13 protein-coding genes are annotated in these 13086 nt (G+C 64.7%); 8 read left to right on the top strand and 5 right to left on the bottom strand.

Features of this window, described 5'->3' with window-relative positions:
• The first annotated feature begins 168 nt into the window (after positions 1-168).
• Positions 169-1143 (top strand): AraC family transcriptional regulator, encoded by a 975-nt coding sequence (locus tag ACSQ3E_RS18075; RefSeq protein ID WP_436123762.1) that lies wholly within the window; start codon positions 169-171, stop codon positions 1141-1143.
• A gap of 43 nt (positions 1144-1186) precedes the next feature.
• Here the strand turns inward: ACSQ3E_RS18075 and ACSQ3E_RS18080 are convergent, their stop codons facing one another.
• Positions 1187-1612 carry an OsmC family protein gene (locus ACSQ3E_RS18080; protein WP_310326294.1) on the bottom strand — a complete coding sequence of 142 codons (426 nt, stop codon included), beginning with the start codon at positions 1610-1612 and terminating at the stop codon, positions 1187-1189.
• Between the two features lie 188 nt (positions 1613-1800).
• On the opposite strand from ACSQ3E_RS18080, the gene ACSQ3E_RS18085 reads away from it, so the two are divergent.
• Positions 1801-2157 carry a YciI family protein gene (locus tag ACSQ3E_RS18085; protein ID WP_436123763.1) on the top strand — a complete coding sequence of 119 codons (357 nt, stop codon included), beginning with the start codon at positions 1801-1803 and terminating at the stop codon, positions 2155-2157.
• A 24-nt stretch (positions 2158-2181) separates the two neighbouring features.
• Here the strand turns inward: ACSQ3E_RS18085 and ACSQ3E_RS18090 are convergent, their stop codons facing one another.
• Positions 2182-3444 (bottom strand): ubiquinone biosynthesis hydroxylase, encoded by a 1263-nt coding sequence (locus ACSQ3E_RS18090; RefSeq protein WP_436123764.1) that lies wholly within the window; start codon positions 3442-3444, stop codon positions 2182-2184.
• 92 nt (positions 3445-3536) lie between these two features.
• Between ACSQ3E_RS18090 and ACSQ3E_RS18095 the strand changes: the two genes are divergently transcribed.
• From ACSQ3E_RS18095 to ACSQ3E_RS18105, 3 genes are all read left to right on the top strand, one after another.
• Positions 3537-4409, top strand: a complete 873-nt coding sequence (locus tag ACSQ3E_RS18095; RefSeq protein WP_310326286.1) for an acyl-CoA thioesterase — start codon at positions 3537-3539, stop codon at positions 4407-4409.
• A 222-nt stretch (positions 4410-4631) separates the two neighbouring features.
• Positions 4632-4970 carry a P-II family nitrogen regulator gene (locus ACSQ3E_RS18100; protein WP_055975214.1) on the top strand — a complete coding sequence of 113 codons (339 nt, stop codon included), beginning with the start codon at positions 4632-4634 and terminating at the stop codon, positions 4968-4970.
• Positions 4971-5000: 30 nt separating this feature from the next.
• The gene (locus ACSQ3E_RS18105; RefSeq protein WP_436123765.1) at positions 5001-6386 is read left to right on the top strand and encodes an ammonium transporter; all 1386 of its coding nucleotides are present in this window, start codon (positions 5001-5003) and stop codon (positions 6384-6386) included.
• Between the two features lie 164 nt (positions 6387-6550).
• On the opposite strand, the gene ACSQ3E_RS18110 is transcribed toward ACSQ3E_RS18105, so the two are convergent.
• The 3 genes from ACSQ3E_RS18110 to ACSQ3E_RS18120 form a co-directional block, all read right to left on the bottom strand.
• Positions 6551-7345: a sulfotransferase family 2 domain-containing protein gene (locus ACSQ3E_RS18110; protein WP_436123766.1), complete on the bottom strand. Its 795-nt coding sequence runs from the start codon at positions 7343-7345 to the stop codon at positions 6551-6553.
• 198 nt (positions 7346-7543) lie between these two features.
• The gene (locus tag ACSQ3E_RS18115; RefSeq protein WP_310326279.1) at positions 7544-7963 is read right to left on the bottom strand and encodes a hypothetical protein; all 420 of its coding nucleotides are present in this window, start codon (positions 7961-7963) and stop codon (positions 7544-7546) included.
• A 134-nt stretch (positions 7964-8097) separates the two neighbouring features.
• Positions 8098-8349: a DUF1344 domain-containing protein gene (locus ACSQ3E_RS18120; RefSeq protein ID WP_083948380.1), complete on the bottom strand. Its 252-nt coding sequence runs from the start codon at positions 8347-8349 to the stop codon at positions 8098-8100.
• Between the two features lie 249 nt (positions 8350-8598).
• On the opposite strand from ACSQ3E_RS18120, the gene ACSQ3E_RS18125 reads away from it, so the two are divergent.
• From ACSQ3E_RS18125 to ACSQ3E_RS18135, 3 genes are all read left to right on the top strand, one after another.
• Positions 8599-11250, top strand: a complete 2652-nt coding sequence (locus tag ACSQ3E_RS18125) for a DNA translocase FtsK (RefSeq protein ID WP_436123767.1) — start codon at positions 8599-8601, stop codon at positions 11248-11250.
• Positions 11251-11368: 118 nt separating this feature from the next.
• Positions 11369-12025, top strand: coding sequence for an outer membrane lipoprotein carrier protein LolA (locus ACSQ3E_RS18130; RefSeq protein ID WP_436123768.1), 657 nt, complete (start codon positions 11369-11371; stop codon positions 12023-12025).
• Between the two features lie 186 nt (positions 12026-12211).
• The gene (locus ACSQ3E_RS18135) at positions 12212-13018 is read left to right on the top strand and encodes an exodeoxyribonuclease III (RefSeq protein WP_436123769.1); all 807 of its coding nucleotides are present in this window, start codon (positions 12212-12214) and stop codon (positions 13016-13018) included.
• The last annotated feature ends 68 nt before the right edge of the window (positions 13019-13086 follow it).

A 13086-nucleotide genomic window follows, 5' to 3' on the forward strand; every position in this document is an offset into this window, starting at 1 on the left:
CTGGACTGACCACTTCGATTCGCGAGCGCAAACTAGACGGGCGGGCATTGCCGTTCTTGGACTGCGCGGCCCATTCGCAGGGTTTCGGCGGTACGGGCTTGACCTATTCATCCGCGCGAAATAGAAAGAGCGCCTGCCCGCCTTGGTTGTGTATCGTTGAGTAGACCAATGACGAATCCTGACGGGCAGAATGCCTCCTTTCGCGTGCTGACAGACGACCTCCCGGCGCAGGAGCGGCTTGCCGTGCTGCGCGAGGTCTATGGCCGCACCATCCTCAATGCCGACCTCGAGCCGGTCGACGGCACGCCCGTCCACATGGACATGCGGGTGCGGCTGCTGCCCGGCGTGGGCATCGCCACAGGCTCGGCCTCGCCGATCAAGGTCGGCATCGGCAAGGAGATGATCGACAATGACGACGTGATCCTGCTGGCTGCGTTGTCAGGCGGCAGCCACATGCAGGTCGGCGGTCAGGACGAGAGCATCCGCCCGGGCTGCGCGATGTTCGTGCCCGGCGGGCGGGTCGGCGCCAACGTCACGCGACCGGGCTTCACCTACGTGAACCTGCGCTTCGACAGGAAGGCGCTGCAGCCGCTGCTCGGCGACGTCTCCAGGATGATGATGCGGCCGATCCCGATCAGCCACGGCCCGATGCAGCTGTTGATCACCTATGCCACGGCGCTGCAGAAACTGGACGAGCCGCTGCCGGGCAACATGGCGCGCATGGTGGCAAGTCATCTGCTCGACCTGACCGCGCTGACGCTGGGGGCGGCGCGCGACGCCGAGCAGGTGGCGCTGGGGCGCGGCCTGCGCGCCGCAAGGCTTGCGGCGATCAAGGCCGACATTTCGGCGCGCGGCGACCTGCGTGGGCTGTCGGCCGAAGCGATCGCCGCCGAACACAAATTGTCGCCGCGCTATGTCCGAAAGCTGTTCGAGAGCGAGGGGCTGTCATTCACCGAGTTCGCGCTCGGCCAGAAGCTGAAGCGGGCGCACCGCATGCTGGCTGATCCACTATGGGCGCAACGCAGCATCACCGACATCGCCTATGAGGCAGGTTTCAACGACCTGTCCTATTTCAACCGGGTATTCCGCCGCCGCTTCGACGCGACGCCGTCGGAGGTGCGGGCGGAGGGGCTGGCCGCCTGAGGCGGCGAGGGCGCCGATGCCAGACCGGCGCCCGAAAAGCCGTTCAGGCGAGGCTGGCGGTCAGCGAGACCTTGATCGCGCCGAGCGCCTTGGAGACGGGGCAGTTTTCCTTGGCCTTGGTGGCAAGTTCCTGGAACTTGGCGTCGTCGATGCCGGGTACGGTGCCAACGAGGGTCAGCGCGCTCTCGGTAATGCCGGTGCCGGGGATCAGCGTCACCACCGCCTTGGCGTCGAGCTTGTCGGCGGGGGTGCCGTTTTCGGCAAGGAAGTGCGACAGCTGCATGGCGAAGCAGCCGGCGTGGGCGGCGGCGATCAACTCTTCCGGGTTGGTGCCGGACTTGCCGGTTTCGTCCTCGAAGCGGGCCTTGAACGAATAGGGCTGGCCCTTGATCGCACCGCTCTGGGTGTCGAGCGTTCCCGAGCCTTCCTTCAGATTGCCTTTCCAGACGGCGTTGGCGCTGTGGTTCATGATGTTCTCCATGATTTCTGACGGGGCCAGGTGCGGCAACCGGGTGAGACTATAGCGCCGCCTTGCGCGCCTGCCAGCGTCCCGTCGTCAGGAAAGCCATGCCGTGCGAAAAAAGTCTTACGCCAAAATGTCTGCTTGTCGCGGCCAGCAGCGTCCTTGTGCGTACGGTCAACCCAAGGAGATCATCCGTGAAATATGTCTGCCTGGTCTATCTCGAAGAGGGTCTGTTCGGCACGCTGGCGCCTGAACAGAAACAGAAGCTCGACACCGACTCGCTGGCCTATGACAGGCAGCTGGAAGCCAAGGGCAAGCTGATTGCGGCCGAGGCGCTGCAGTCGGTGACGGCGGCAAGAACGGTCATGCGGCGCGCCGGCAAGCGGCTGGTGACCGACGGGCCGTTTGCCGAGACCAAGGAACAGCTGATCGGCTTCGTGATGATCGATGCGGAGGGCGAGGAAGAGGCGCTGGAGATCGCCTCGAACATTCCGCTGGCGGCGATGGGCAAGGTCGAGGTCAGGCCGATCTACGACATCCCGGGGGCGTGATGCTGTGATGACGAACTGTAGCGATCAGATCGCCTCGCCCTTGAGCAGGCGCGGGGTTTCGCCTGTCAGGCCCGAGGCCTGGCGGATGAAGTAGTCCTTGAGCCGGGGGACGCGGTCGACGAGGCCGAGGCCGATGTCGCGGATGGCGCGGACGGGGGCGATGTCGTTGGAGAACAGCCGGTTGAGCACGTCGGTGGTGATGCCCATGCGCACGGTGTCGAAACGGCGCCACTGCTCGTAGCGTTCGAGCACGTCGAGCGCGCCGATGTCTTGTCCCAGGCGGTCAGCCTCGACGATGGTTTCGGCGAGCGCTGCCGCATCCTTGAAGCCGAGATTGAGGCCCTGGCCGGCGATCGGGTGGATGCCGTGGGCGGCATCGCCGGCAAGGGCGAAGCGCGGGGCGACGAAGGCGCGGGCCAGCGTCAGGCCGAGCGGCCAGGCGCGAGGCTTGCCCTCGACGCGGATCTCGCCGAGCTTGAGGCCGAAGCGCTGTTCCAGCTCGATCTCGAAGACGAACGGGTCGCCCGCAACGAGCTTGTCGGCATCCTCGGTGCGCTCGGTCCAGACGATGGAGGAGCGGTTGGTGCCGTCCTTCGTCGGCTTGAGCGGCAAGGTGGCGAAGGGCCCGGCCGGCAGGAAATGCTCTTCGGCGCGGCCGCCATGCGGGCGCTCGTGCACCACGGTGCAGACGATACCGGACTGGCCGTATTCCCAGCGCACCGTCTTGATGCCGGCCATGTCGCGCAGCTTGGAATTGACGCCGTCGGCGGCGATGAGAAGGCGCGTGTCGATGCTGATGCCGTCGGCAAGGTGGACCTTGGCACCCGCGATGCCGGCCTCGAAGGCCTGGACCGCGACGCCCTCGATAATGTCGATGCCAAGCTCGGCGGCGCGGCGGCGCAAGGCGCCGTTGAGCAGCCGGTTTTCGATCATGTGGGCGAAGGGTTCGCCGGCGCCAATCTCGCCGTCGAAGGTGAGGAACACCGGGCGGACCGGGTCGGCGCTCTTCGAATCGGTGATGATCATGTCGGTGATCGCCTGCGCCTCGGGCGCGATCTCTTCCCAGCAGCCAAGCTGGTCGAGCATCCGGCAGGCAGCGGCGGCAATCGCCGAGGCGCGCCCGTCCTTGCGCCAGACCTCGGCGGGTGCCGCGTCGACGATGGCAATGTGCAGATTGGGCCGTGCCTGCTTGATCGAGACGGCGGTGGCGAGGCCGACATAGCCGGCGCCGGCGACCAGCACGTCGAGCTGCGTCGATTTCTTGTCGTCAGATTCGCGCGTGACCATGGCGGCGTCCTTTACGGCTAGGCTTCCCGCCTTGACTCGACGGGGGCTTCCTGCTGGAAACCGGGTATACTTCGTCCCGAAAAGGGGAAAGCATGCCGGCCGGAATACAAGAGCTTCTCAGCATTCTCAATCTCGAGAAGCTGGAACACAACCTGTTCCGTGGTCGCAGCCCGCAGGTTCAGTGGCAGCGCGTGTTTGGCGGCCAGACCATCGCGCAGGCGCTGGTGGCGGCACAGGGCACCGTCGGCCCGGACCGGCACGTGCATTCGCTGCACGGCTACTTCATGCGCCCCGGCGACATCACCGTGCCGATCATCTACGAGGTCGACCGCATCCGCGATGGCGGCAGCTTCACCACGCGGCGCGTGGTGGCGATCCAGCACGGCCATGCGATCTTTTCGCTCGAAGCGTCGTTCCAGGTCGAGGAGCAGGGCCTGGAGTACCAGATGCCGATGCCGCTCGACGTGCCGCCGCCGGAGGAGCTGAAGTCGCAGCGCGAGCTCCTGCAGGAAGCAACGCATGTGCCCGAGCAGATCAGGCTGTTCTGGGCCAAGGAGCGACCGCTTGAATTGAGGCCCGTCTATGCCGAGCACTATTCGAGCCGGGACAAGCTGCCGCCGCTGCAAAAGGTGTGGATCCGCCTGACCGGCCCGGTGCCGAACGACCGGGCACTGCGCTGTGCGGTGCTTGCCTATCTTTCCGACATGACGCTGCTCGATACGGCAACCTTTGCCCATGGCCGCGGCATCTTCGATCCCGACATCCAGGCGGCGAGCATCGACCACGCGATGTGGTTCCATCGCGAGCATTCGCTCGACGGCTGGCTGCTCTACACCCAGGACAGCCCGTCGACCTCGGGTTCGCGTGGCTTCACCCGCGGCGCGCTCTATGCCCAGGACGGCACGCTGATCGCTTCGGTGGCACAGGAAGGGCTGATCCGCCTTCGGACGAAGCCTACCAAATAGGCATTTTAGATATTTTGCACATTCTGTGAGCAGGTGCTTTGCTGCACCTGCGAAGGATGTTGCCTGCGCTCAGCGCATTTTCCTTACATTTCAGATGGTTGGCTTGTGCCGGGGCAAACTGGCACGGAGCTTGAATAGCATTGCTCACTCACCGGTGGTCTTCGGGTCCGCTGGCGACGTCTGCAACGCGGGGGGACCCGCATCAGCAAGGGGTGAAACCTGATGAAAATCGTGATGGCTATCATCAAGCCGTTCAAGCTCGACGAGGTACGCGAAGCGCTCACCAATGTCGGCATCCAGGGCCTGACCGTCACCGAAGTCAAAGGCTACGGACGGCAAAAGGGACATACCGAGATTTACCGCGGCGCCGAATATGCGGTGAGCTTCCTGCCCAAGATCAAGATCGAAGTCGCCGTTTCGACTGACCTCGTCGACAAGGCCGTGGAAGCGATCACCGGGGCCGCCAAGACCGGCCAGATCGGCGACGGCAAGATCTTCGTCTTCGGCATCGACCAGGCCGTGCGCATCCGTACCGGCGAAACCGACACCGACGCGCTCTGAGCAGGCCAACCAATTCTCATGGAGACCTCAATGCAAATTCCAACCTCATTGAAGACGGCGGCGCGGACGGCCCTTGTCGGCACGCTCGCACTGACCGCCCTGGGAACGGTCATGGCCTTCGCCCAGGAAGCTGCACCTGCGGCCGCTGACGCCGCGGCTGCAGCGGCGCCGGCACCCGCCGACGTCATGGAAAAGGGCGACGTCGCCTGGATGCTGACCTCGTCGCTGCTGGTTCTGTTCATGGCGCTGCCTGGCCTGGCGCTGTTTTATGGCGGCCTGGTGCGCGCCAAGAACATGCTGTCAGTGCTGATGCAGTGCACGATGATCGTGGCGCTGGTGATCGTGATCTGGACGTTCTGGGGCTACTCGATGGCCTTTGGCGACGCGCCCAGCCCGTATTGGGGCGGCCTCGGCAAGGCATTCCTTGCCGGCGTGACGCCCGAGAGCATGGCGGCGACCTTCACCAAGGGTGTCGTCATCCCCGAATACGTCTTCATCGTCTTCCAGATGACCTTTGCCTGCATCACGCCGGCGCTGATCGTCGGCGCCTTCGCCGAACGCATCAAGTTCTCGGCGGTGCTGCTGTTCGTGGCGCTGTGGGTGACGGTCGTCTACTTCCCGATCGCTCACATGGTCTGGGATTCGGACGGCCTGATCTATGGCTGGGGCGCGCTTGATTTCGCCGGCGGTACCGTCGTGCACATCAACGCGGGCATCGCAGCCCTGGTCGGCGCCCTGGTGATCGGCAAGCGCACCGGCTACGGCAAGGATAACATGGCTCCGCACTCGATGACGCTGACAATGGTCGGCGCCTCGATCCTATGGGTTGGCTGGTTCGGCTTCAACGCCGGTTCCAACCTTGAAGCGAATGGTGGTGCTGCTCTCGCCATGATCAACACCTTCACCGCGACCGCCGGTGCGATCCTCGCCTGGGTGATCATCGAAGTCGTTGCCCGCGGCAAGGCGTCGATGCTGGGTGCCGCCTCCGGCATGGTCGCCGGTCTCGTCGCTGTGACCCCGGCAGCCGGCTTCGTCGGTCCCGTCGGCGCCATCGCGCTCGGCGCGATCGCCTCGGTGATCTGCTACTTCTTCGTGGCGGTGGTGAAGATCAAGCTCGGCTACGACGACTCGCTCGACGTCTTCGGCATCCATGGTGTCGGCGGCATCGTCGGCGCGCTCGGCACCGGCATCTTCAATGCCGAGAGCCTCGGTGGGATCGGCTACGGCGACATGTCGGTCGGCGCCCAGGTGTGGACGCAGTTCCTCGCCGTCTCGGTGACGGTCATCTGGTGCGGGGTCGGCTCGCTGGTGCTCTACAAGCTGGTCGACCTGCTCGTTGGCCTGCGCCCGACCGTCGAAGCCGAACGCCAGGGCCTCGACCTGACCTCGCACGGCGAAGTGGCCTACCACTCCTGATGCCTGTTGGGGCGCGGTCTTCCCCCTAGGGATCGCGCTCCCACGCCGCGTGGCCGATGCCCTGGCCGCGCAACATCCTCCCAAATCCCGTCGTGGCCGCCCGCAAGGCAGCTGCGCTTTGAGGCCCGGAGCAATCCGGGCCTCCTTTTTGTCTGGAGTTGGGGCTAGTCGGCCTTGGGCAATGCCGGATCGAGCGGGCGCTTGCTCAGGAAGTTGCGCAGATTGCGCGGCGTGCGGGGATAGCTGGTGTCTTCGTACTTCGCCGGGTCGCGGTAGACGCTCAGCGTCGATGGATCGCGCCGCGTGCCGCGCGGGATGACGCCCCAGCGGCCGGCATCGTAAAGATCGACGAGGAAGGCATAGTCGTAGCGGCAGAAGCGCAGCGCCTTGGCGAGCGCCGCCGGTGACAGGTCGGATGGGCTGGCCTGTCCGCTGGAGACGTGGATGTGCGGCATCGATACGTCCTGGCCGACGATCTCGCTGATGTAGGCGGCGACCTGGTCGATCTTCTCCAGCTTGAACACCCGGTCGAACAGGAAAAGGTTGCTGCCGAGGAAGTAGCGCGGCGAGGCGACGTGGAAGCGGATGTCGGCGCAGATGCGGCAATAGTCCTCGACCTTGAGGATAAAGGTCTCGAGATCCGGTTCGAGCGACAGGCCGAGCTCGCGGGCCAGTTCGCCGTCGGCCTCTTCGCCAACCAGTTGCCGGGCTTTGACCACGCGGTCGAAATAGGCTGACAACAACCGCTCGACCGGATCCCTGACGATGGTGAAGGGCCTGGCGTCGGCATTGTGCATCGGGCGAAAGGGATCGACCAGGTGGGTGCCGAGGTGGTGGTGGACGTCGTCGTCGGGATTGTCGAGTGCCTGATCAGCGCCGGCGACCTGCATCAGCAGGTACTTGACGCTGCTGCTGCCGCTCTTGGGTACGGGATAGTAGGTGGCGTCGAAGAATCTCAATCCTGTCGGCATCTGGCTCCTGGCTTGATTCCGAGGGGGCAAAGCGACGGAAGTGCGCCGCGCGATCCGGGTCGTTGCCCAGTCAGTCGACTATATGTGTGCATCCTAATGTGTCTACCCGGTGGCAACAGCCGCAACGTTCACCCAGGCCCGGTCTGCCGGGCCCTTGCCTGGATGCTGGCCGACCTTCACGCGCCTTCAGGCGAAGAATGCCCGGATGCGCGTCCACATGCTGATCGCCGCGCGGACACGGCGGGCGGCACTTGCGCCCCTGACCGCATCGCCGAAATGGCAGTAGCAGACGATGTTGTGCAGCTGCCGATCGGACAGGTCGAAGAAGCGCTTGGCCGCGCCGTAGCTGTCGTCTTCGAGGCCGGCTGCCCGGAAGGCGGGGTCCTCGAATGCCACTGTTATGGGCGAGCCGGGTACGCGCATGGCGAGCCGTTCGGCGCGCGGGGCGTATTCGGTGCCTGAAAGCGTGCCGAGGCGCCGTTCCGGCTGATCCTCAAGCAGTTGCGCCCAGCGCTCGAGACGCTCGGTGCGCGTCATCGGCAAATAGGGGCTGAGCGGCTGGATGTCTGCGAAGGCCTGCAGTTGCTCGATGCTATGGTGCTTCATCGCTGCCTCCATTAGATTTTCCTAATATGGAAAACTATGGCGCTGCAGCCCCGGCGGCAAGCCTGTTTTGGCCCCGGACATGCAAAAACCCCGCCCTGTCGGGGCGGGGTTTCTGCTAGCCAAGCTAGGCGGCGTTACATCGCCGATGTCATGACGGCGGTGACCTTGGTGGCGTCGTCATCGGCCACGGTGATCGACACCTTCATGCCTGCCGCCAGATCGGCGGGAAGTGCCACGTCAGCCGGGACGGTGTAGGTCTTGCCGTCCTCGAGCGTGATCACGCGGGTGTCCTTGTTGAACTCCTTGACCACGCCGTCGGCCGAAGCTGCCCAGGCTGCGCCGGCCATCAGGGCTGCGGCACCCAAGGCCAAAATGAGCTTTCTCATTTTTTTCTCCTCGTTTCTGGTCCCTTCTGGCACCAACGCCACGGCGGCGGGATGGTTGCATCAAGAATGCCGGTAGAGGAGGAGCGAACGCAGTGCTTTCTGGCGCTCGCGAGAACGTGTGAGAGGCCGTCGCATGAACAATGGCTTAACCTTAATGCCGCCTTAACCTTCGCCCCGATAGTCTGACAAACGAATCTGCCCGCCATGCGTCCGCATGCGGGCCACGGCATCAATGGACGGGGACGAGGCATGCGTTCTGGGGTTTCCTCACCGCTCGCGCTGACCGAGACGGGGCACGGCATTCAGGCATTCGCGCGACGGCAGGCAGGCCGTGCGGCGGGTCTGGGCCTGTTTGCCTTCGTTGCCTTCGGACTCGCGGCGCTCGGCACGTGGAACGTTGCCGATCCGAGCTTCAGCCATGCCACCGACAATCCCGTGACCAACGCCATGGGCTATCCGGGTGCTGTGTTCGCCGATCTCGCGATGCAGTTCTTCGGCCTTGCCTCGGTCGCTGCCCTGATGCCGGCAGTGATCTGGGGCGTGCTGTTCGTCACCGCGCGCGGCGTCGACCGCATGCCCAAGCGCGGTCTCGTCTGGTTTGGATCGGCGCTTCTTGGCGCGGCGATTGCAGGCTGCGTCGGCGCGCCGCCGACCTGGCCGCTGCCGACCGGCCTCGGCGGTGTGTTCGGCGACATGGTGCTCAAGGTGCCGGGGTTGTTCATCGGCGGTTATCCGACCGGGCTGATCGCCACCGTCATCGGGGTGCTGCTGATTGCGCCGGCGATCTGGCTGTTTGCCTTCGGTGCCGGCCTGCTCAACCGCGAGAACGGCTTTGCGGTGGTCAATCCCAAACCCAAGCCCGACATGCGCGAGCAGGACTTCGCCAGCTTCGACGACGAGGACGAGGACGAAAACGAGGGCGTGCTGGCGCTTGGCGCCATCACCCATTGGTGGCTGTCGGCCAAGGCTTATATGCGCCGCCGCGCCGCCAAGCGCCGCGAGCTGGAAGGCTACGACATGCCGCCGGTCAAGCGCGAGAGCGCCTGGCGGCAGGCGGCCGAGCGCGTCGAATCGGCCGAGCGCGCCGAACAGCGCGTCACGACAGGCGGCCGCGCCCGCGTCGAACCCGAATTCTTTGCCCAGATGGTGTCTGAGCGCGCCGTTTCGATCGACCCTGACGACCAGGATGTCTTCGGCGACGACGACATGGACATGCCGGCGGAGCCGCGCCGCGGCGGCAATGCCCAGGTGCAGAATTTCCGCTCGCCGGAAGCCGGATCGCCCGCTGCGCGTGTCGCCGCACCAGCACCCCGGCCGGCACCCGGAGCCCGCGTCCAGCGCGAGGCACAGACCACGCTGATCGGCACCGAGACCTTCGAGATGCCGGCGCTGCATTTCCTGGCCGAGCCCAAGAACGTCGTGCGCGACGCGTCGCTGTCCAAGGATGCGCTGGAGCAGAATGCGCGCCTGCTTGAAGGCGTGCTCGAGGACTTCGGCGTCAAGGGCGAGATCATCCATGTCCGTCCGGGCCCTGTCGTCACGCTGTATGAGCTCGAGCCGGCACCCGGCATCAAGTCGAGCCGCGTCATCGGCCTCGCCGACGACATCGCCCGCTCGATGAGCGCGATCGCCGCTCGTGTCGCCGTCGTTCCGGGACGCAACGCGATCGGCATCGAGCTGCCGAACGCCAAGCGCGAGACCGTCTATCTCCGCGAGATCCTGGCCAGCCGCGACTTCGAGACGACCAAGTCGAAGCTGGCGCTGGCGCTCGGCAAGACCATCAATGGCGAGGCGGTCATCGTCGACATCGCCAAGATGCCGCACGTGCTGGTCGCCGGTACCACCGGCTCGGGCAAGTCGGTGGCGATCAACACCATGATCCTGTCGCTGCTCTACCGCATGACGCCGCAGGAATGCCGCCTGATCATGATCGATCCGAAGATGCTGGAACTGTCGGTCTATGACGGCATCCCGCACCTGCTGACGCCTGTCGTCACCGATCCGAAGAAGGCCGTGGTGGCGCTGAAATGGACGGTGCGGGAGATGGAAGACCGCTACCGCAAGATGTCCAAGGTCGGGGTGCGCAACATCGACGGCTTCAATGCGCGCGTCAGCCAGGCGGAGAAGAAGGGCGAGCAGATCTCGCGCACGGTGCAGACCGGCTTCGACCGCCAGACAGGCGAGGCGATCTATGAGACCGAGAACCTCGATCTGGCGCCGCTGCCCTACATCGTTGTCATCATCGACGAAATGGCCGACCTGATGATGGTCGCCGGCAAGGACATCGAAGGCGCGGTCCAGCGCCTGGCGCAGATGGCGCGTGCCGCTGGTATCCACGTCATCATGGCGACCCAGCGTCCGTCGGTCGACGTCATCACCGGCACCATCAAGGCCAATTTCCCGACCCGTATCTCGTTCCAGGTGACGTCGAAGATCGACAGCCGCACCATTCTGGGCGAGCAGGGCGCCGAGCAACTGCTTGGCATGGGTGACATGCTCTACATGGCCGGCGGCGGCCGCATCCAGCGTGTCCACGGCCCGTTCGTCGCCGACGACGAGGTCGAGAAGGTGGTCGCGCATCTCAAGCTGCAGGGTGTGCCGGAATATCTCGACGCCATCACCGAGGACGATGGCGAGGACGAGGACGAGCCATCGGGCAAGGGTGGCGGCAATGGCGGCGGCGGTAACTTCGAGGATTCGGACGACCCCTACGACCAGGCTGTGTCGGTGGTGCTGCGCGACGGCAAGGCCTCGACCAGCTACATCCAGCGCCGCCTCGGCATCGGCTACAACCGTGCCGCCTCGATCATCGAGCGGATGGAGCAGGAGGGTATCGTCGGTCCGGCAAATCATGCCGGCAAGCGCGAGATTCTGGTGCCGACGGAAGACGACAAGATGTAGGATCTGGGAACTGGCGATCACGTTTTCGCGTTCAGTGCGCGAGGGCGTGAACCATGTCAAACTTCAGCCCTACTAAGTGCCGATACAACCGTCGAACTTGAATGAGAGAGTAACCGGCATGAACGAAATCCGCACCCCGACCCGCCGACGCCTGCTCGGCTTCGCGGCCGCGATCGCGCTGACCGCGACGCCGCTGGTCGCCTTCAACGGCCCGGCCCAGGCGCAAGGCTCCGATGCCGCCCAGCGCATCGCCGATCATTTCTCGAGCGTGCGCTCGATGTCGGGCGAGTTCGTGCAGTTTGGTCCGCGCGGCGAGCAGACCGGCGGCAAATTCTTCCTGCAGCGCCCGGGCAAGATCCGCTTCAACTACGAGGCGCCATCGAACTTCAAGGTCATTTCCGACGGTCAGTCGGTGGTCATCCTGAACTCGAAGATGCGCACTTCCGACCTCTATCCGCTGTCGAAGACGCCGCTGAAGCTGTTGCTCGACGAGCGCATCGACCTCAGCGGCAACAAGGTCAAGAGCGTCACCGAAGAGGACGACCTGACCACCATCAAGCTGTCGGACAAGCAGGTCTTCGGCAACTCGACCATCACCATGATGTTCGACCCCAAGACCTATGAACTGCGCCAGTGGACCATCACCGACGCCCAGGGCAAGGACACCACCGTGATGGTGTTCAACGTCAAGCAGGGCGGCTCCTTCCCGGGCGATACGTTCAAGATCGACTACAAGCTCAACCGCGAGCTCAACGCCCAGAAGAAGAGCGACTAAGAGGCTGCCCGCCAACTCTACCCTGCCGGTCGTCTGACGCGGCAGGGGTATGTGCGCGGCCTCATTTGCTGAATTGCCCGGCTTAGTTGTGGACATCGGCGACACGAGCGCCGCTTCGGGCATCGTGCCTTGTCATCGCAGGTCGGGGCTGTCAGGTTCCGCCGCAACCTGTTGCCGGAACCTGCCATGCCCTTTTCCATCGCCACCTGGAACATCAACTCCGTGCGCCTGCGCATGCCGCTGGTCGAGCGATTGCTGAACGAGTACGCGCCCGACGTGCTGTGCCTGCAGGAGACCAAGTGTCCCGACGACCAGTTTCCGTCGGCGGCGTTCCGCAAGGCCGGCTACGAGCACATCGCCTTCTATGGCCAGAAGGGCTACCACGGCGTTGCCACCGTGGCGCGGCGTCCGCTGGAGATCGTGGAGAAGCGCCGCTTCTGCGAGATCGACGACAGCCGGCACCTGTCGGTTCGTTTCGATGCCGGCGGCAAGAAGGTGACACTCCATAATTTCTATGTCCCTGCCGGCGGCGACGAACCGGATGTCGAGATCAACCCGAAGTTCCGCCACAAGCTCGGGTTCGTTTCGGAAATGAACGCGATCCGCGCCGACCATGACGAGGGTTCGGCCTCGGTGCTTGTCGGCGACCTCAACATCGCGCCATTGGAGCACGACGTATGGTCGCACAAGCAATTGCTCAACGTCGTCAGCCACACGCCAATCGAGACCGAGAACTTCGAGGCGATGCGCAAGGCCGGCGAGTGGGTCGACCTGATGCGGCTCAACGTGCCCGACGACCAGAAGATCTACACTTGGTGGAGCTACCGGGCGAAGGACTGGGAAACCTCCAACCGCGGCCGCCGGCTCGACCATGTCTGGTCCTCGGCCAACCTCGCGCCTGTTCTCACCGGCATCGAGATCCTGAGTGCCGCGCGCGGCTGGGAGCGGCCGTCGGATCATGTGCCGGTCATTGCGCGTTTCGACCTGGATTAAGGATTCAGGTGAGGCCGGCCTGCAAATGGCGGCTTTCTGCGCTTCCGGTGCTCACGGACCTGAAAGTC

This window comes from Aminobacter sp. LjRoot7 (genome assembly GCF_964252895.1).
Lineage (GTDB): Bacteria > Pseudomonadota > Alphaproteobacteria > Rhizobiales > Rhizobiaceae > Aminobacter > Aminobacter aminovorans_B.

Excerpts from the sequence above, each read along its gene's own strand:
- ACSQ3E_RS18120 (WP_083948380.1), bottom strand. The coding sequence starts at position 8,349 with ATGAGAAAGCTCATTTTGGCCTTGGGTGCCGCAGCCCTGATGGCCGGC.
- ACSQ3E_RS18100 (WP_055975214.1), top strand. The coding sequence starts at position 4,632 with ATGAAAATCGTGATGGCTATCATCAAGCCGTTCAAGCTCGACGAGGTA.
- ACSQ3E_RS18095 (WP_310326286.1), top strand. The coding sequence starts at position 3,537 with ATGCCGGCCGGAATACAAGAGCTTCTCAGCATTCTCAATCTCGAGAAG.
- ACSQ3E_RS18105 (WP_436123765.1), top strand. The coding sequence starts at position 5,001 with ATGCAAATTCCAACCTCATTGAAGACGGCGGCGCGGACGGCCCTTGTC.
- ACSQ3E_RS18130 (WP_436123768.1), top strand. The coding sequence starts at position 11,369 with ATGAACGAAATCCGCACCCCGACCCGCCGACGCCTGCTCGGCTTCGCG.
- ACSQ3E_RS18135 (WP_436123769.1), top strand. The coding sequence starts at position 12,212 with ATGCCCTTTTCCATCGCCACCTGGAACATCAACTCCGTGCGCCTGCGC.
- ACSQ3E_RS18080 (WP_310326294.1), bottom strand. The coding sequence starts at position 1,612 with ATGAACCACAGCGCCAACGCCGTCTGGAAAGGCAATCTGAAGGAAGGC.
- ACSQ3E_RS18115 (WP_310326279.1), bottom strand. The coding sequence starts at position 7,963 with ATGAAGCACCATAGCATCGAGCAACTGCAGGCCTTCGCAGACATCCAG.
- ACSQ3E_RS18090 (WP_436123764.1), bottom strand. The coding sequence starts at position 3,444 with ATGGTCACGCGCGAATCTGACGACAAGAAATCGACGCAGCTCGACGTG.
- ACSQ3E_RS18075 (WP_436123762.1), top strand. The coding sequence starts at position 169 with ATGACGAATCCTGACGGGCAGAATGCCTCCTTTCGCGTGCTGACAGAC.
- ACSQ3E_RS18125 (WP_436123767.1), top strand. The coding sequence starts at position 8,599 with ATGCGTTCTGGGGTTTCCTCACCGCTCGCGCTGACCGAGACGGGGCAC.